This is a genomic window from Microbacterium enclense, from assembly GCA_038182865.1.
Classification (GTDB): domain Bacteria; phylum Actinomycetota; class Actinomycetes; order Actinomycetales; family Microbacteriaceae; genus Microbacterium; species Microbacterium enclense_B.
In genome coordinates this window covers 1-17,218 of the sequence record CP116226.1, presented here as the reverse complement: position 1 = coordinate 17,218, position 17,218 = coordinate 1, and the positions used below count along the sequence as shown (strand labels likewise).

16 protein-coding genes and 1 pseudogene are annotated in these 17,218 nt (G+C 69.5%); 14 read left to right on the top strand and 3 right to left on the bottom strand.

Annotated features, from left to right (window positions below):
* Positions 1-2: 2 nt before the first annotated feature.
* The 4 genes from thrC to prfA all read left to right on the top strand — a co-directional run bounded on the left by thrC (position 3) and on the right by prfA (position 5,466).
* Positions 3-1,085 carry a threonine synthase gene (gene thrC / locus PIR02_00085; protein ID WZH37074.1) on the top strand — a complete coding sequence of 361 codons (1,083 nt, stop codon included), beginning with the start codon at positions 3-5 and terminating at the stop codon, positions 1,083-1,085.
* A complete protein-coding gene (thrB, locus tag PIR02_00080; GenBank protein ID WZH37073.1) occupies positions 1,082-2,014 on the top strand; it encodes a homoserine kinase in 933 nt (310 codons plus the stop codon). Before thrC ends, thrB begins: the two co-directional genes overlap by 4 nt.
* A gap of 153 nt (positions 2,015-2,167) precedes the next feature.
* Positions 2,168-4,357 (top strand): transcription termination factor Rho, encoded by a 2,190-nt coding sequence (gene rho, locus PIR02_00075; protein ID WZH37072.1) that lies wholly within the window; start codon positions 2,168-2,170, stop codon positions 4,355-4,357.
* A gap of 32 nt (positions 4,358-4,389) precedes the next feature.
* Positions 4,390-5,466 (top strand): peptide chain release factor 1, encoded by a 1,077-nt coding sequence (gene prfA, locus PIR02_00070; protein ID WZH39056.1) that lies wholly within the window; start codon positions 4,390-4,392, stop codon positions 5,464-5,466.
* 312 nt (positions 5,467-5,778) lie between these two features.
* Here prfA and PIR02_00065 read toward each other — a convergent pair whose 3' ends face one another.
* The 3 genes from PIR02_00065 to cysK form a co-directional block, all read right to left on the bottom strand.
* Entirely contained in the window at positions 5,779-7,182 is a 1,404-nt protein-coding gene (locus tag PIR02_00065) for an amidase (protein ID WZH37071.1), read from the bottom strand.
* 236 nt (positions 7,183-7,418) lie between these two features.
* Positions 7,419-7,988 carry a serine O-acetyltransferase gene (cysE, locus tag PIR02_00060; protein ID WZH37070.1) on the bottom strand — a complete coding sequence of 190 codons (570 nt, stop codon included), beginning with the start codon at positions 7,986-7,988 and terminating at the stop codon, positions 7,419-7,421.
* A gap of 1 nt (position 7,989) precedes the next feature.
* Positions 7,990-8,928 carry a cysteine synthase A gene (cysK, locus tag PIR02_00055; GenBank protein WZH37069.1) on the bottom strand — a complete coding sequence of 313 codons (939 nt, stop codon included), beginning with the start codon at positions 8,926-8,928 and terminating at the stop codon, positions 7,990-7,992.
* A 98-nt stretch (positions 8,929-9,026) separates the two neighbouring features.
* Between cysK and prmC the strand changes: the two genes are divergently transcribed.
* The 10 genes and pseudogenes from prmC to PIR02_00005 all read left to right on the top strand — a co-directional run bounded on the left by prmC (position 9,027) and on the right by PIR02_00005 (position 17,196).
* Entirely contained in the window at positions 9,027-9,920 is an 894-nt protein-coding gene (gene prmC / locus PIR02_00050; GenBank protein ID WZH37068.1) for a peptide chain release factor N(5)-glutamine methyltransferase, read from the top strand.
* Positions 9,921-9,958: 38 nt separating this feature from the next.
* Positions 9,959-10,726, top strand: a complete 768-nt coding sequence (locus tag PIR02_00045; GenBank protein ID WZH37067.1) for an L-threonylcarbamoyladenylate synthase — start codon at positions 9,959-9,961, stop codon at positions 10,724-10,726.
* The gene (locus tag PIR02_00040) at positions 10,723-11,901 is read left to right on the top strand and encodes an MraY family glycosyltransferase (GenBank protein WZH37066.1); all 1,179 of its coding nucleotides are present in this window, start codon (positions 10,723-10,725) and stop codon (positions 11,899-11,901) included. The genes PIR02_00045 and PIR02_00040 overlap by 4 nt, the downstream gene beginning before the upstream one ends.
* Positions 11,898-12,383: a hypothetical protein gene (locus PIR02_00035; GenBank protein WZH37065.1), complete on the top strand. Its 486-nt coding sequence runs from the start codon at positions 11,898-11,900 to the stop codon at positions 12,381-12,383. Before PIR02_00040 ends, PIR02_00035 begins: the two co-directional genes overlap by 4 nt.
* A gap of 164 nt (positions 12,384-12,547) precedes the next feature.
* A complete protein-coding gene (atpB, locus tag PIR02_00030) occupies positions 12,548-13,420 on the top strand; it encodes a F0F1 ATP synthase subunit A (protein ID WZH37064.1) in 873 nt (290 codons plus the stop codon).
* A 44-nt stretch (positions 13,421-13,464) separates the two neighbouring features.
* Positions 13,465-13,698, top strand: a complete 234-nt coding sequence (gene atpE / locus PIR02_00025; protein ID WZH37063.1) for a F0F1 ATP synthase subunit C — start codon at positions 13,465-13,467, stop codon at positions 13,696-13,698.
* A 34-nt stretch (positions 13,699-13,732) separates the two neighbouring features.
* A complete protein-coding gene (locus PIR02_00020; GenBank protein ID WZH37062.1) occupies positions 13,733-14,293 on the top strand; it encodes a F0F1 ATP synthase subunit B in 561 nt (186 codons plus the stop codon).
* Positions 14,293-15,081, top strand: coding sequence for a F0F1 ATP synthase subunit delta (locus tag PIR02_00015; GenBank protein WZH37061.1), 789 nt, complete (start codon positions 14,293-14,295; stop codon positions 15,079-15,081). Before PIR02_00020 ends, PIR02_00015 begins: the two co-directional genes overlap by 1 nt.
* A 61-nt stretch (positions 15,082-15,142) precedes the next feature.
* Positions 15,143-16,774, top strand: a complete 1,632-nt coding sequence (gene atpA, locus PIR02_00010) for a F0F1 ATP synthase subunit alpha (protein ID WZH37060.1) — start codon at positions 15,143-15,145, stop codon at positions 16,772-16,774.
* Positions 16,775-16,799: 25 nt separating this feature from the next.
* Positions 16,800-17,196: pseudogene (locus tag PIR02_00005) on the top strand (F0F1 ATP synthase subunit gamma).
* The last annotated feature ends 22 nt before the right edge of the window (positions 17,197-17,218 follow it).

Genomic DNA, 17,218 nt, shown 5'->3' with positions numbered 1-17,218 from the left:
GCATGGCACACCTCTGGCGCGGAGTCCTCCGCGAATACGCCGATCGACTGGGCGTCACCGACGCCTCCACCGTCGTCACCCTCGGCGAGGGCGGCACGCCCCTGCTGCCCGCACCCTCGCTGTCGCGCCGCACGGGCGCCAACGTGTGGGTGAAGTTCGAGGGCATGAACCCCACCGGCTCCTTCAAGGACCGCGGCATGACGGTCGCCCTGTCGCGCGCGGTCGAGCACGGCGCGAAGGCCGTCATCTGCGCCTCGACCGGTAACACCTCGGCCTCCGCGGCGGCCTACGCCGCCCACGCCGGCATCACCGCTGCCGTGCTCGTTCCCGAGGGCAAGATCGCCATGGGCAAGCTCAGCCAGGCGGTCGCGCACAACGGCCGTCTCATCCAGATCCGCGGCAACTTCGACGACTGCCTCGAGATCGCCCGCGAGCTCGCCGACCACTACCCGGTTCACCTCGTCAACTCGGTCAACCCCGACCGCATCGAGGGTCAGAAGACCGCCGCGTACGAGGTCGTCGAGGTGCTCGGCGACGCCCCCGACTTCCACTTCATCCCCGTCGGCAACGCCGGCAACTACACCGCCTACTCACGTGGCTACCGCGAAGAGGCCGCGCGCGGCGTCGCCACCACGGTGCCGCGCATGTTCGGCTTCCAAGCCGCCGGCTCCGCCCCGCTCGTGCGTGGCGAGGTCGTGAAGAACCCCGAGACCATCGCGAGCGCGATCCGTATCGGCAACCCCGCCTCGTGGGAGCTCGCGCTCGAAGCGCGGGACGCGACCGACGGCTACTTCGGCGCGATCGACGACGCCGGCATCCTCGAGGCGCAGAAGATCCTCGCCGGTGAGGTCGGCATCTTCGTCGAGCCCGCCTCGGCGATCAGCGTCGCGGGTCTGCTCGACCGGGCCGAGGCCGGGGTCGTTCCCGCCGGAGCGCGCGTCGTGCTCACCGTCACCGGTCACGGTCTGAAGGACCCGCAGTGGGCCCTCCGCCAGGCAGACGGGACCGACGTCCAGCCCACCGTCGTCGACGCGACCACCTCGGAGGTCGCCTCGGTTCTCGACCTGCAGCCGGTGACCGCGTGACCGAAGGCCCCGGCCGTCGGGTCGCGGTCCGCGTTCCCGCCACGAGCGCGAACCTCGGACCCGGCTTCGACACCCTCGGTCTCGCGCTGAGCGTCTACGACGAGCTCGTCGTCGAGCAGCTCGACACCGACCGCCTCGAGATCGAGGTCGAGGGGGAGGGCACAGCCGACGTCCCCCGCGACGCCTCTCATCTGGTGGTCCGCGCGATGGCGCACACGTACGCCTCGGTCGGCCGCACCCTTCCCGGGGTGCGGCTGACTGCGCACAACGTCATCCCGCACGGCCGCGGCATGGGGTCCTCGGGTGCGGCGGTGGTGGCCGGCATCCTGGCGGCCAAGGGTCTGCTCGAGGGCGAGGTCGCGTTCAGCGACGTCGACCTGCTTCGCCTGGCCACCGAGATGGAGGGCCACCCCGACAACGTCGCTCCCGGTCTCTTCGGCGGTCTGACCATCGCGTGGATGGATGCCGAGGGCCCCCAGCACAAGCAGTTGATCGTGCACCGCGGCGTCTCGCCGCTCGTCTTCGTGCCGAGTTTCACGATGTCGACCGCCGTGGCGCGGAGCCTGCAGCCGCTCCAGGTGCCGCGCGAGGACGCCGTTTTCAACGTCTCGCGCTCGGCGCTGCTGATCGCGGCGATGACGCAGAGCCCGGAGCTGCTCATGGCGGCGACCGAAGACAAGCTGCACCAGAACTACCGTGCGCAGGCGATGCCCGAGACCGACCGCCTCGTGCGTGCGCTCCGGGCCGAAGGATATGCCGCCGTCGTCTCCGGTGCAGGCCCGAGCGTGCTGGTGCTCGCCGACGGGCCGGGGCAGCGTCTTGCCGCGGCTGATCTCATGGCATCCGTCGTCGACACCCCGTGGCAGGCGCTCATGCTCGCCGTCGACGTCAAGGGTGGTACAGTGAAAAGCGCAGAGGGTTCCGCATAAGTCGCGAATCTGAGCCTCTGCACCACCTGCGAAATCCGCAACACATCGCGAACCCGGTATCGGCTGCAGTCTCCCGAACCGCTGGTGTCTCTTCGTCTGCGTTCTGCATGGCGAAGCGCGATCTGATCACGTTTCATTTTCTGAGGAGCACTCGTGGAGTCCATCTCCGAGACCCAGCCCGTCGACGCGCCCGAGGGCGCCGAGATCACCGCCGACGACCAGTCGACGGCCGTGGCACAGGGCACCGACACCGACCAGGTCGACACGACCACCGAGACCCCGGATGCCGAGGGCACTGACGCCTCGGGCGCCGAGGCGCCGGCTGAAGAGGCGCCGGCCGCCGACACCGCCTCGGACGACGCCCCCGCCGCCGATGACGCGCAGCCCGAGGCGTTGTTCACCGACGACACGCTCGCCGCCGATGCGCCGGCAGCCGATGCGCCGGCAGCCGAGGCGCCGGTCGCCGATGCGCCGGCTCCCGCCGAGGCTGCTGCCGCGGCTCCTGTCGAGGAGCCCGTCGCCGAGGAGAAGCCGGTCAAGGCCCCGCGCAAGCGCGCGCCGCGCCGCGCGACCACCGCTTCCGCCAAGGAGAAGGCGGCCGCCGAAGCAGCTGCTGCCGAGGCCGCTGCTGCCGAGGCTGCTGCTGCCGAGGCTGCTACTGACGTCGCTGCCCCCGACGAGGCCGCACCGACCGCCGAAGCCGCCGTCGAGACTCCCGCTGTCGAGGCTCCCGCCGAGCCCGAGGCGGAGACCGCCGCGACGACCCCCGTCACCACCGCCGCCGACGTCGCGGACGATGCGGCTGCCGCCGAGGCGACGCCCGCGGTCGACGGTGCTGCCGTTGCGAGCGAGGCAGCGACAGACGAGAACACCGCTTCCGAGACGACCGCCGCGGACGACGCCTCCGACGAGACGCCCGCGCGAGGTCGTGGCCGCAATCGTTCCCGCAACCGCAACCGCAACAAGCCCGACGCCGCCGAGAAGACCGAGACGCCCACGGGCGCCCCGGAGAGCGGTGACGAGGCCGAGGCTCCCCAGCAGGGTGGCCAGCGCGAGGGCAACGCACAGAACGCGCAGAACGGGCAGCAGGGCGCCACCGGCAACCGCAACCGTCAGCGCAACAAGCGTCGTGGTCAGAACACCACGGGCGACGAGTTCGACTCCGAGATCGGTGAGGACGACGTGCTCGTCCCGATCGCCGGCATCCTCGACGTGCTCGACAACTACGCGTTCGTGCGCACCACCGGCTACCTGCCCGGCCCCAGCGACGTCTACGTCTCGCTCGGCCAGGTCAAGAAGTACAACCTGCGCAAGGGTGACGCGGTCGTCGGCTCGATCAAGCAGCCGCGCGAGAACGAGCAGTCCACCCGCCAGAAGTACAACGCACTCGTCAAGGTCGACTCGATCAACGGCCTGTCCGTCGACGACGCCGCCACCCGCGTCGACTTCGGCAAGCTCACGCCGCTCTACCCGCAGGAGCGCCTGCGCCTGGAGACCGCGCCCGAGAAGCTGACCCAGCGGATCATCGACCTCGTCGCGCCCGTGGGCAAGGGTCAGCGCGGGCTGATCGTCGCCCCGCCCAAGGCGGGCAAGACGATCGTGCTGCAGCAGATCGCGAACGCGATCGCGCACAACAACCCCGAGGTCCACCTCATGGTCGTGCTCGTCGACGAGCGCCCCGAAGAGGTCACCGACATGCAGCGCACGGTGAAGGGCGAGGTCATCGCCTCGACGTTCGACCGTCCCGCGGAAGACCACACCACGGTCGCCGAGCTCGCCATCGAGCGCGCCAAGCGTCTCGTCGAGCTCGGTCGCGACGTCGTCGTGCTCCTCGACTCGATCACCCGCCTGGGTCGTGCCTACAACCTGTCGGCGCCCACCTCGGGCCGCGTGCTCACCGGTGGCGTCGACGCGTCGGCACTGTACCCGCCCAAGCGTTTCTTCGGCGCCGCCCGCAACATCGAGAACGGCGGATCGCTCACGATCCTCGCGACCGCGCTGGTCGAGACCGGCTCGAAGATAGACGACGTGATCTTCGAGGAGTTCAAGGGCACGGGCAACAGCGAGCTGCGTCTGAGCCGTCAGCTCGCCGACAAGCGCATCTTCCCCGCGGTCGACGTCAACGCGTCCAGCACCCGCCGTGAAGAGATGCTGCTCTCGCCCGACGAGGTCAAGATCACCTGGAAGCTCCGCCGCGCCCTGGCCGGCCTCGAGCCCCAGCAGGCTCTCGAAGTCGTGCTCGGCAAGCTCAAGGAGACGCAGTCGAACGTCGAGTTCCTCGTGCAGATGCAGAAGTCGATCCCGGCGCCCTCGCGCGGCGGTGACGACAACAGCATCCGCTGATCCGGGAGCCGCGCGCGATGTCGGTCCCCGCGATGTTCGAGTCGGTCCGTGGCCTGCTCGACGAGCACAAGGCCGTCGAGCTCGAGCTCAACGATCCGGCGGTCCACGCCGACGCGGCACGCGCCAAACGGGTGAATCGGCGATACGCCGAGCTCAGCCGCATCGTGCACGCGTACGACGCGTGGACAGCGGCATCCGATGATCTGGATGCTGCGCGCGAGCTCGCCCGTGAGGATGAGGCGTTCGCGGACGAGGTGCCGGCGCTGGAAGAGCGGCTCGCTGAGACGCAGGAGCGCCTGCGGCGCCTGCTCATCCCGCGCGACCCCGACGACGCGCGCGACGTGATCATGGAGATCAAGGGCGGCGAGGGCGGGGCAGAGAGCGCCCTGTTCGCCGCCGACCTGCTACGGATGTATCTGCAGTACGCCGCATCCATGGGGTGGAAGACCGAGCTGTTGGAGCGCACCGAATCCGACCTCGGCGGCTACAAAGACGTCCAGGTCGCGATCAAGGGCTCATCGAGCGACCCCGCCCAGGGCGTGTGGGCGCACCTGAAGTACGAGGGCGGCGTGCACCGCGTGCAGCGCGTTCCCGCGACCGAGTCGCAGGGGCGTATCCACACGTCGACGACCGGGGTGCTCGTGTTCCCCGAGGTCGACGAGCCCGAAGAGGTCGCGATCGATCCCAACGACCTGAAGATCGACGTCTTCCGCTCCTCGGGCCCCGGCGGGCAGTCGGTCAACACGACCGACTCCGCCGTGCGCATCACGCACGTGCCGACGGGCATCGTCGTCTCGATGCAGAACGAGAAGTCGCAGCTGCAGAACCGCGAGGCCGGCATGCGCGTGCTGCGCGCCCGCCTGCTCGCGAAGCAGCAGGAGGAGCGCGACGCCGTCGCCGCCGACGCGCGGCGGTCGCAGATCCGCGGCATGGACCGCTCGGAGCGCATCCGCACCTACAACTTCCCCGAGAATCGCATCGCCGATCACCGCACGGGATACAAGGCGTACAACCTCGACCAGGTGATGGACGGTGCCCTCGGCCCGATCATCGAGTCGGCGATCGCCGCCGACGAAGAGGCGCGTCTGGCGGCTTTGGCCGGCGAGTGACCCCGGCGCGCTCGACACCGTCGTCCGCCATCGCTCATCCGCCTCGGTCTCGCCCGGTTCGCCGTGTGCGGAACTCCTGAGAAATCACCGTTCAGCCGCGCTGTCGCATGGTGCGGGTCCCGGACGCCCCGGAGATTCAGGAGTTTCGCCCGGGGGCGGTCGCGGCCTCTGCCCGTGATCGTTCCGCGGGCGGCCGGGCGATGGGGGCCGAAATCCTGAGAGATGAGCCATTCGACCATCGGCTGGTGCGTCGTGGGGCGCGAGGAGCAAGAACTCAGGAGTTTCGCCCGGGGGCGGTCCACGCGCGGTCGCTCACGCGTCCCAGACGGGCGGGTGGGCGAGCGGACCGCGACGGTGTTCCAGCTGCGCGGCCAGCGACAACAGGGTCGCCTCGCCGCCCGGGCGTCCGACGAGCTGCACCGAGACGGGATGGCCCGTGGTATCCGGCGTCACCGGAAGCGTCACCGCGGGCAGCCCCGAGACGTTGACGAAGCTGGAGTAGGGCGCGTACTCGACCTGCATCGCGAAAGTCCGCTCGGGGCTGTGCCCGGCGTAGGCCCCCACCGGCTGCGGAGGCTGCGCGAGGGCGGGGGTGAGTACCGCGTCGAAGGGCGCGAAGTCGGCGATGGTTCGTCGCTCGAAGGCGCGGGCCGCAGACAGACCCTCCAGGAGGTCCCGAGCCGATAGTCCGCGGCCCTCGGCGACGAGCCATGCGGTCAGCGGTTCGACGAGCGCCATGTCGTCGTCGCTCAGGGGGATCCGCGCCGCGCTCGCGCGCCAGAGCACGTGGAACAACGACGCGTAGCCGACCGGATGCCACGCGGCATCCGTCACCTCGTGCCCCGCGTCGGAGAACCATGCGGTGGCTGTGTCGAAAGCCTCGTGGGCGTCGGAGTCGAGGCGGATGTCCTCGTCGTCGTCCCACGGAGACACCGTCGTGACACCGATGCGGAGATGTCCGGGCTCCCCGCGTGCGGCATCGACGAACGGGGCATGACCGGGGGCGGCCGTGGCATATGTGAACGGCGCGAGCCCCACGAGGGCGTCGAGCAGCAGACCGGCGTCCTCGGCCGACCGCGCGATGGGGCCCGTGACCGAGAGGCCGTCGGGGGAGTCGAAGCCCGATCCGATAGGGAGGCGACCGCGGGAAGGCTTCAGGCCCACGACGCCGACAGTGGCGGAGGGGATGCGGATGGACCCGCCTCCGTCGGAGCCGACCGCCGCAGGTAGGAGCCCTGCGGCGACGGCGACCGCGGCGCCTCCGCTGGAGCCGCCCGCTCCGGCGGACAGTCGCCACGGGTCGCGGGCGGGCGCGTGGATGAGAGGCTCCGTGAAACCGGTCAGACCGAACTCCGACGTGCTCGTCTTGCCGATGTTGATGGCCCCGGCGGCGTCGAGCGCCTCCGCGAGGGGATCGGATGCCACGGGCACGAGGTGGGCGCGGGAGCGCGAGCCGTAGCGCGTGGGGACGCCCGCGCGGGCGACGAGGTCCTTATCGGCCAGAGGGATGCCCCAGAGCGCGCCATCGGCGGGTCCGTCGGCGAGATCCGCGGCGCGGTGGCGTGCGGCATCCGGGGTGATCGCGGCGAAGGCTCCGAGGTCGGGGGCCCGTCCGATGCGGGCGAGGTAGTGGTCGGTGAGGTCGACGGGGGACAGCGTGCCGGCGCGCAGCGCGGCGACCTGCTCGACGAGGGAGAGATCGTGCAGGCCGGGCATGCGTCGAGCCTACGGTCTCCGCCCCGACGGTCAGGTAGAGCGTTCCCATCCGGGGGCCTCGGTCACGCGCCGGCCGAGCACGTCGCGCGGTGACTGCCCGAAGTCGTGCCGGCGGCGATGGCGGGTCCGCACGGGGCTTTCGGATGCCGCCTCGCGTGCGAACGGCATCCCCACCGCGGAACCGCCGGCCCGACGACGGGTCACCGTCTCCGCCGCGGCGCGCGCCCGCCGTGGGCTCAGATGGAGTACTCGGGTGCCATCAGCAGCGCACGCGTGTCTTCGCCCGTGCGGCGCGAGCGTGCCTTCGCGGGAACGCCGACGAGAACACTGTCCGCGGGAGCGTCGCGGGTGACCACCGCGTTCGCGCCCACCACGGCCCGCGCTCCGATGGTGATCGGCCCGAGGATCTTCGCTCCCGCACCGACCGCCACGCCGTCGAGGAGAGTCGGGTGCCGCTTGCCGCCCTCGCGCTGACGACCGCCGAGGGTGACACCGTGGTACAGCATGACGTCGTCGCCCACCTCGGCCGTCTCGCCGATGACGACGCCCATGCCGTGGTCGATGAAGAAGCGGCGACCGATCGTCGCGCCGGGGTGGATCTCGATGCCCGTGACCCACCGGCCCACCTGCGACAGCGCCCGCGCGGGGAAGCGGAGGCCGCGTCGCCACAACCGGTGCGAGACGCGGTGCAGCCACACCGCGTGCAGTCCCGGGTACAGCAGGGCGATCTCGAGCCCGCCGCGCGCGGCCGGGTCGCGGAGCTTCGCCGCGGCGATGTCCTCGCGGATGTGGGAGAGAGCCCCCACGTCAGTCTTCGCGCAGGTGCTCGTACAGGGCCGTGGAGAGGTAGCGCTCGCCGTACGAGGGGATGATCACGACGATGTTCTTACCGGCTGCCTCCGGTCGACGCGCGACCTCGAGGGCGGCCCAGATCGCCGCGCCCGACGACATGCCGACCAGGATGCCGTCCTTGGCCGCGGTCTCCCGCGCGAGACGGATCGCGTCGTCGAACTCGACGTCGATGACCTCGTCGATGATGTCGCGATCGAGGATCGCGGGGACGAAGTTCGGACCGATGCCCTGGATCTTGTGAGGTCCGGGGTGACCCTTGGTGAGGATGGGGGAGTCGGCCGGCTCGACCGCGACGATCTTCACACCGGGGACGCGCTCCTTCAGCACCTGACCGACACCGGTGATCGTGCCGCCCGTGCCGATGCCGGCCACGAAGTAGTCGACCTTGCCGTCGGTGTCACGGAGGATCTCTTCCGCCGTCGTCTTGCGGTGGATGGCCGGGTTCGCCTCATTCTCGAACTGACGGGCCCACACCGCGCCAGGAGTCTCGGCGACGATGCGCTTGGCCTCGTCGACCGCGTACGACATGCCCTTGGTGGGGTCGGTGAGCACGAGTTCGGCGCCGAACGCCTTCAGCAGGATGCGGCGCTCCTTCGACATCGAGGCGGGCATCGTGAGGATGACCTTGTAGCCCCGAGCGGCGCCCACCATGGCGAGGGCGATGCCGGTGTTTCCGCTGGTGGACTCGACGATCGTTCCGCCGGGCTGGAGCTCGCCGGAGGCTTCGGCCGCGTCGACGATCGCGATACCGAGGCGGTCCTTGACGCTGGAGGCGGGGTTGTAGAACTCGAGCTTGGCCAGGATCTGCGCCTCGGTCCCCTCCGCGACGCGGTTCAGGCGCACCAGCGGAGTGTCGCCGAACGCAGAGGTGATGTCGGAATGGATGCCGGGCATGGCTTACCTTTCGCCGTCGATGAGAACGCGATCATCCTAGGCGAGTCGTCCGTCACCGACGCGTGTGTGACGACGGGCGACTAGGCTCGGACCCCGTCATGCGTGAGACCGCACCGCCCCCCGCCCCCACGGCCGCCCCCGTCGCCGAGGTCGTTCGCGACCTGTCCGCCCGATTCGCGATTGCGGGCATCGCCGACCCGCAGGTCGATGCGGAGCTGCTCGTCGGTCATGTGCTGCAGACCTCGCGCGGAGGAGTTCAGGCCGCATCGATCCGCGGGGACCGGATGCCGCCGGCGGCGCACGCGGCGCTTCTCCCGCTCGCTGATCGACGGTGCTCTCGCGAACCCCTGCAGCACCTCACCGGCGTCGCTCCCTTCCGATCCCTCGAACTCGCTGTCGGCCCGGGCGTCTTCGTCCCACGCCCCGAGACCGAGATGGTCGCGCAGCTCGCCATCGACGCACTGGGTGCGGTCGCCTCGCCGTCGCCGATCGCCGTCGACCTCGGGACGGGAAGCGGTGCGATCGCACTCGCGATGGCGACCGAGGTGCCGCATGCGCGGGTGTTCGCCGCGGAGAACAGTGTCGAGGCGTTCGTCTGGACGAAGGAGAACGTCGCCCGCGTCGGTGCGACGAATGTGACGCTGGCCTTCATCGACCTCGCGGACGCCTTCCCCGACCTCGACGGCACCGTCTCGGTGGTGGCATCCAACCCCCCGTACGTCCCCGATGACGCGATCCCGCGCGATCCCGAGGTGCGTCTGTTCGATCCGCCCGCGGCGCTGTACGGCGGACCGGACGGACTGGATGCCGTGCGGCAGCTCTCCCGCGTGGGGCTCCGGCTCGCTCATCCGGGAGCGACGATCGTCATCGAGCACGGCGAGTGGCAGGGACCCCCGATCCGCGATCTCCTCACCGCCGACGGGTGGCGCGCCGCCGCCACGCACCGCGATCTCACCGGACGGGATCGCGCGACCACGGCCGTGCGTCCCTGACACGACGCCAGCGGCGCGCCAGTAGACTGGCGCGCGATATGTCACCCGTCTACGACTGCCGAGACGAGTCGCAGCTGCTGTCTGGAATGCGCCACGCGCGACAGGCCATCGGCCGCGGCGAACTCGTCGTGCTCCCCACCGACACGGTCTACGGAATCGCCGCGGACGCGTTCAACGCGCGCGCGGTCGCCGGTCTCCTCGAGGCGAAGGGACGAGGCCGCCAGCAGCCGCCTCCCGTCCTCGTGCCCGGCGTGGGAACGCTCCGCGCGCTCGTGGCCGAGATCCCTCCCGCGGTCGACGACCTCGTCCGCGAGTTCTGGCCGGGAGGGCTCACGATCGTTCTGCCCGCGCAGCCGTCGCTGTCGTGGGACCTGGGTGACACGCACGGCACCGTGGCCGTGCGCATGCCCGCTCACCATCTGACCCTCGAACTGCTCGAGGAGACCGGGCCTCTGGCGGTATCCAGCGCCAATCGCACCGGCATGGCCGCGGCTGTGGCGATAGACGACGCCCGCGACATGCTCGGCGACAGCGTCGCCGCCTACCTCGACTCCGGCCCCAGCGAGACCGGGATCGCGTCGACCATCGTCGATGCCACCACCCTCGTCGGCGGCGCCGAGCCGCGCGTGCGCGTGCTCCGCGAGGGTGCCGTCTCGCGCGAGCGGCTCCGCGAGGTGCTCGGCGACCTCCTCGAACCCGACCCCGAACTCGACACGCCCACGGCGGTGGGTGGCGCGGCTCCCGCGGTCGACGCCTCGACGGACGGCACGGCGAGCGGCACGGATGCCGAGGCGCCGGGTCCGTGACCCAGTACCTCCTCACCATCCTGTTCACGGCGGCGGTCACCCTCGCGCTGTCGTGGGTGGTGTGGAAGCTCGCCCTGCGCTTCAAGCTGTATCCCGGCATCCGGGACCGCGACGTCCACAAGACGCCGACACCGCGGTTGGGGGGCGTCGCGATGTTCCTCGGCGTCGTCGCCGCGTTCGCGCTGTCCAGTCGGAACCCGTACTTCTCGATCTTCTGGACCGACCCGGTGCCCGTGCTGTGGCTGCTCGGCGCGGTTCTCCTCATCGTGCTGGTGGGTGTCGCCGACGATCTGTGGGACCTCGACTGGATGATCAAGCTCGGTGCCCAGTTCATCGCCGCGGGCATCATCGCGTGGTTCGGGCAACTGCAGATCCTCTCGCTCCCGATCGGGGCGCTCACCGTCGGGTCGAGCTGGGTGAGCTTCCTGCTCACGGTCTTCGCGCTCGTGGTCGTGATGAACGCCGTGAACTTCATCGACGGACTGAACGGCCTGGTCGCGGGTGTCTGCCTCATCGCGAACGGCGTGTTCTTCGCCTACTCGTACCTCCTCGTGCGCGACACGGGGGCGAGCACCTACTTCAACCTCGCCTCGTTCATCGCCGCCGTCCTGGTGGGGGCGTGCCTCGGGTTCCTCCCCATGAACTGGACGCCGGCCAAGCTCTTCATGGGAGACGCGGGCGCGCTGATGCTCGGACTGCTCATGGCAAGCTCGGCGATCGCGATCACCGGCCAGCTCGATCCGGCGGTCCTCGACCCCGAGAAGATCGGGCGGTCGCAGTTGCTGGGTGCGTTCATCCCGATCCTGCTGCCGGTCGTGATCGTGTTGCTCCCCCTGCTCGACTTCGGCTTGGCCGTGATCCGACGTCAGTGGGCGGGGCGTTCCCCCTTCTCGCCCGATCGCAAGCACCTGCACCACCGCATGCTCGACATGGGGCACACCGACACCGGTGCCGTCCTGATCTTCTACAGCTGGACCGCCGTGGTGAGTCTGGCGTTCCTGCTGATGTACATCGGTACTCAGCAGAGTTGGCCGGGCGACTACCTCTTCGGCATCCTCTTCGGCATCGTCGGCGTGATCGCCTGCGCGGTGCTCACCATCCTGCCCTCACCGCACCGCCTGCGACGGCTGTCGTCGCGACGCGCGCGTCCCACCCCACCGGAGTCCTCCTCATGACCAGCACCACACCCGCCCGCCGACGCCCGTCCAGCACGCCGGTCCTGCGCACCGCCCTGGTGTGGGGAGGGATCGTCACCGCGGTCTTGCTCGTCGTGGGGGCGGTCGTCGGCTTCGCGGTCGGAGGAGCGGGCGGCCTCGGGAGCGCCCTCGCGGGGGTCGCTGTCAGCGCCGTCTTCCTCGCCGTCACCGCGACGAGCATCCTCGTGGCCAACCGGTGGTTCGGCGACCCCCTCTACGTCCCCATCTTCTTCGGCATCGTCCTCGGGGGATGGTTGCTCAAGCTCGTCCTCTTCATCGTGGCCATCGTCGTGCTGCGCGAGCAGGGGTGGGTGGACCCGAAGATCTTCTACGTCGCCCTCGTGGTGAGCGTGGTGGCCTCTCTCGTGGTGGATGTCGTGGTGCTGCTGCGCATGCGCATTCCCAGCGCGAGCGACGTCACCCTGCCCACCGACCCCGATGAGGGCGACCGTCGTTCCTGACCCGGGGGCGGTCCGGTCGTATCGTTCCGCCGCACGTCTTGCAAGCCGGATACCCCGGTGCCGAGAGGATCGGCCGCACTCGCCGCATGGATCCGCTGGGAGTTTGATAGGGTGGGGTAAGTACCCGCCCGCACCAGGGTTATCCCTCCAGGTCTGCATTCTGGGTGCTCTCACCGACCATCGTCGCAACGGTTCACACCGATGCCCCGAAGCTGGAGCCAGCGCTGACTACTCAAGCTGCGACCCTGATCACGAACCTCGCGTCTGCGGGTCCGGAGTTCCACCCGCCGTCCATCGGCGAGTTCTTCCCCGACGCGGTGCTCTTCGAGGGCACGATCTTCGCGATCACCCGCATCAACCTGATCCAGATGCTGGCGACCGTCGTCCTCGTGACGCTGCTGGTTCTCGGGACCCGCCGTATGACCGTCGTCCCCGGCCGCTTCCAGAGCATCGTCGAGATGGGCCTGGACTTCGTCCGGGTGAACATCGCCGAAGACATCCTCGGCCGCAAGGACGGGCGTCGGTTCCTCCCCATCCTCACCACGATCTTCTTCATGGTGCTGTTCATGAACATCACGGGCGTCATCCCGTTCCTGAACATCGCCGGAACCAGCGTCATCGCGGTGCCGATGCTCCTGGCGATCGTCGCGTACGTGACGTTCATCTACGCCGGTATCAAGAAGAGCCCCGGCGGCTTCTTCAAGAACGCCCTGCTGCCGTCGGGTGTCCCGTGGCCGCTGTACATCATCATCGTTCCGCTCGAGTTCCTCTCGACCTTCATCATCCGCCCCGTCACGCTGACGCTGCGACTGCTGATGAACATGGTCGTCGGACACCTCATGCTCGTCCTCTTCTTCTCGGCGACCCAGTTCTTCGTGGTCGACCTCAGCGGATGGTGGACGGCACTCGGTGCGGGATCCCTCGCCTTCGGCTTCGCCTTCACCCTGTTCGAAATCTTCGTCGCCTTCCTCCAGGCGTACGTCTTCGCGATCCTCACCGCGGTCTACATCCAGCTCGCGGTCGCAGAAGAGCACTGAGCGGCCCGGCGCACGCTGAGCCACCCAACCGAAAGGAAAAATCCGTGGACGCAACTACGGTTCTCGCCCAGGTCACCGGTAACGTCGCCACGATCGGCTACGGCCTCGCGGCGATCGGCCCCGCCATCGGCGTGGGTATCGTCGTCGGCAAGACGATCGAGGGTGTCGCCCGTCAGCCCGAGCTCGCCGGCCGCCTGCAGGTGCTGATGTTCATCGGTATCGCCTTCACCGAGGCGCTCGCCTTCATCGGCATCGCGACCGGCTTCATCTTCACCTGATCCGGCCGCTCTCGACTCACTGTAAGGAGACAGGATGCTGAACGCTCTTGTCACTCTCGCCGCGGAACCCGCGGGCGAGGCGGCGCACAACCCGCTGATTCCGGCGTGGTACGACATCATCTGGTCGGCCGTGTGCTTCCTCGTCATCGTGTTCGTGGTGTGGCGCGTCGCTCTGCCGCGCATGGCGAAGCTGCTCGACGAGCGCAGTGCTGCCATCGAGGGCAACATCGCCAAGGCCGACGAGGCCCAGCGCCAGGCCGAGGCGGCGCTCGAGCAGTACACCGCGCAGCTCGCCGAGGCGCGCCGCGAAGCCGGTGAGATCCGCGAGACCGCGAACCAGGACGGGCGCAAGATCGTCGCCGAGGCCAAGGAGAACGCGTCGGCCGAGGCCGCGCGCATCACCGCCGCCGCGCACGCGCAGATCGAGGCCGAGCGTCAGACCGCTCTGGTGCAGCTGCGCTCCGAGGTCGGTACCCTCGCGGTCGACCTCGCCGGCAATGTGATCGGCGAGACCCTGACGGACGACGCGCGTGCGAACGCCGTGGTCGACCGCTTCCTTGCCGAGCTCGAGGCATCCGAGAAGGCGGCCAAGTAATGGGCAGCGCGACCACTCAGGCGCGGACCGCGACCGCGGAGGCCCTGGCCTCCACCTCGGGCGTCGATCTCGACGTCGCGCGCGAACTGTTCGCGGCCGTCGGTGCCGTGAGCGGATCGTCGCAGCTGAGCGGCGCGCTGTCCGACTCCTCGGCGCCGGCCGCCGCGCGTGCGGGGTTGGTCTCGGCCGTCTTCGGTTCCTCCTACCGCCCCGCCACGGTGGCGCTGCTCAACAGCGCGGCCCAGCAGCGGTGGTCGAACTCCTCGGAGTTCATCGAAGGTCTCGAGGAGCTCGCGGTGCGCGCCACCGCCGTCGCCGAGTCGGCCGACATCGAGCCCGAGTTGTTCTCGTTCTCGCGGACTGTCGCCGCCAACGGCGAGCTCGAGCTCGCCCTCGGCGGTCGCCTCGGAGACGCCTCCGCCAAGGGCGCCCTCGTCTCGAAGCTGCTCGATGGCCGCGTGAGCGCCGGAACGGCACTCATCGTGTCGTCGCTGGTGCAGAACGCCCGGGGCCGTCGGGTTCGCGCCCTTCTGCGTCGCGCCGAGAGCATCGTCGCCGACCAGCGGGCCCGGATCGTCGCGACCGTCTCCGCGGCCGCCCCCCTGAGCGCAGAGCAGCAGACGCGTCTGCAGAACGCGCTCAGCGCACGGTACGGATCAGCGGTCACGCTGAACACCGTCATCGACCCGACGGTGGTCGGCGGACTGCGCGTGCAGGTCGCGGACGACGTCATCGACGCGAGCGTGTCCGCACGTCTCGCTGACCTCCGCCAGCGGATCGCAGGCTAAGACTTTCCGCCCGAGCGGGCGTGGATCTGGGGGCCGTGAGCCCCACGAACGAAGGAAGACAATGGCAGATCTCTCTATCAGCCCCGACGTCATTCGTGACGCGCTGAAAGACTTCGTCACCGCCTACGAGCCCACCGGCGCTGCGGCGACCGAGGTCGGCGCCGTCGTCGACGCGGCCGACGGCATCGCACACGTCGAGGGCCTTCCCGGCGTCATGGCCAACGAGCTCATCCGCTTCGCGGACGGCACGCTGGGCCTCGCCCAGAACCTCGACGAGAACGAGGTCGGTGTCGTCGTCCTCGGTGACTTCGCCGGCATCGAAGAAGGCCAGAGCGTCACCCGTACGGGCGAGGTGCTCTCGGTCGGCGTGGGCGACGGTTACCTGGGTCGCGTGGTCGACCCGCTGGGCAACCCGATCGACGGTCTCGGCGAGATCGCGACCGAGGGTCGCCGTGCCCTCGAGCTCCAGGCCCCCGGCGTCATGCAGCGCAAGAGCGTGCACGAGCCGCTGCAGACCGGCATCAAGGCCATCGACGCCATGATCCCCGTCGGTCGCGGGCAGCGCCAGCTCATCATCGGTGACCGCCAGACCGGTAAGACGGCCATCGCGATCGACACGATCATCAACCAGAAGGCCAACTGGGAGTCGGGCGACGTCAACAAGCAGGTGCGCTGCATCTACGTCGCCATCGGCCAGAAGGGCTCGACCACCGCCTCGGTGAAGGGCGCGCTCGAGGACGCCGGTGCGATGGAGTACACCACCATCGTCGCCGCCCCCGCCTCCGACCCCGCGGGCTTCAAGTACCTGGCTCCCTACACCGGTTCGGCCATCGGTCAGCACTGGATGTACGGCGGCAAGCACGTCCTGATCATCTTCGACGACCTGTCGAAGCAGGCTGAGGCCTACCGCGCCGTGTCGCTCCTCCTGCGTCGCCCGCCGGGCCGCGAGGCCTACCCCGGCGACGTCTTCTACCTGCACTCGCGTCTGCTCGAGCGTTGCGCGAAGCTGTCCGACGAGCTCGGCGCAGGTTCGATGACGGGTCTGCCCATCATCGAGACCAAGGCCAACGACGTCTCGGCGTACATCCCGACCAACGTGATCTCGATCACCGACGGCCAGATCTTCCTGCAGTCCGACCTCTTCAACGCCAACCAGCGTCCGGCGGTCGACGTGGGTATCTCGGTGTCGCGCGTCGGTGGTGACGCCCAGGTCAAGTCGATTAAGAAGGTGTCCGGAACGCTCAAGCTCGAGCTTGCGCAGTACCGTTCGCTCGAGGCCTTCGCGATGTTCGCGAGCGACCTCGACGCCGCGTCGCGTCGTCAGCTCGCCCGCGGTGCGCGTCTGACCGAGCTGCTGAAGCAGCCGCAGTACTCGCCGTACCCGGTCGAGGAGCAGGTCGTCTCGATCTGGGCCGGCACGAACGGAAAGCTCGACACTGTCGAGGTCTCCGACGTGCTGCGCTTCGAGCGCGAGCTGCTCGACTACCTCCGTCGCAACTCGACGGTGCTCGACACGCTGCGCGAGACCAACGTCCTCGACGACGACACCCTCGCCGAGCTGGACAAGAAGGTCGATGCGTTCGCCCTCGAGTTCCAGCCCGGAAACGACCAGGGCGTCGTCGGTGCGGAGAAGGTCGATGCGGCCGAGGCCGAAGACGTCAACCAGGAGCGGATCGTCAAGGGCCGTCGCTAAGAGCGACGACACGAGAACGTAAATCATGGGCGCACAACTGCGGGTCTACAAGCAGAAGATCAGTTCTGCTCAGACGACCAAGAAGATCACCAAAGCGATGGAACTCATCGCGGCCTCGCGCATTCAGAAGGCGATGGCGCGTGTGCGCGCCGGCATCGCCCTTCGCGCGGGCCGTGACGAACGCCGTCTCCGCGGTGGCCACGTACTCGTCCGTCGACCACCCGCTCACGACCGAGCGCGAGAACATCCGCCGCTCGGCCGTGGTCATCTTCACCTCCGACCGCGGTCTTGCCGGTGCCTTCAACTCGCAGATCCTCCGCGAGGGTCTCGAGCTGGCCGAGTTGCTCCGGTCGCAGGGGAAAGAGGTCGTCTTCTACCTCGTCGGGCGCAAGGCCGTCGGGTACTTCCAGTTCCGCCGTATGCCGAGCATCGAGCAGTGGGTCG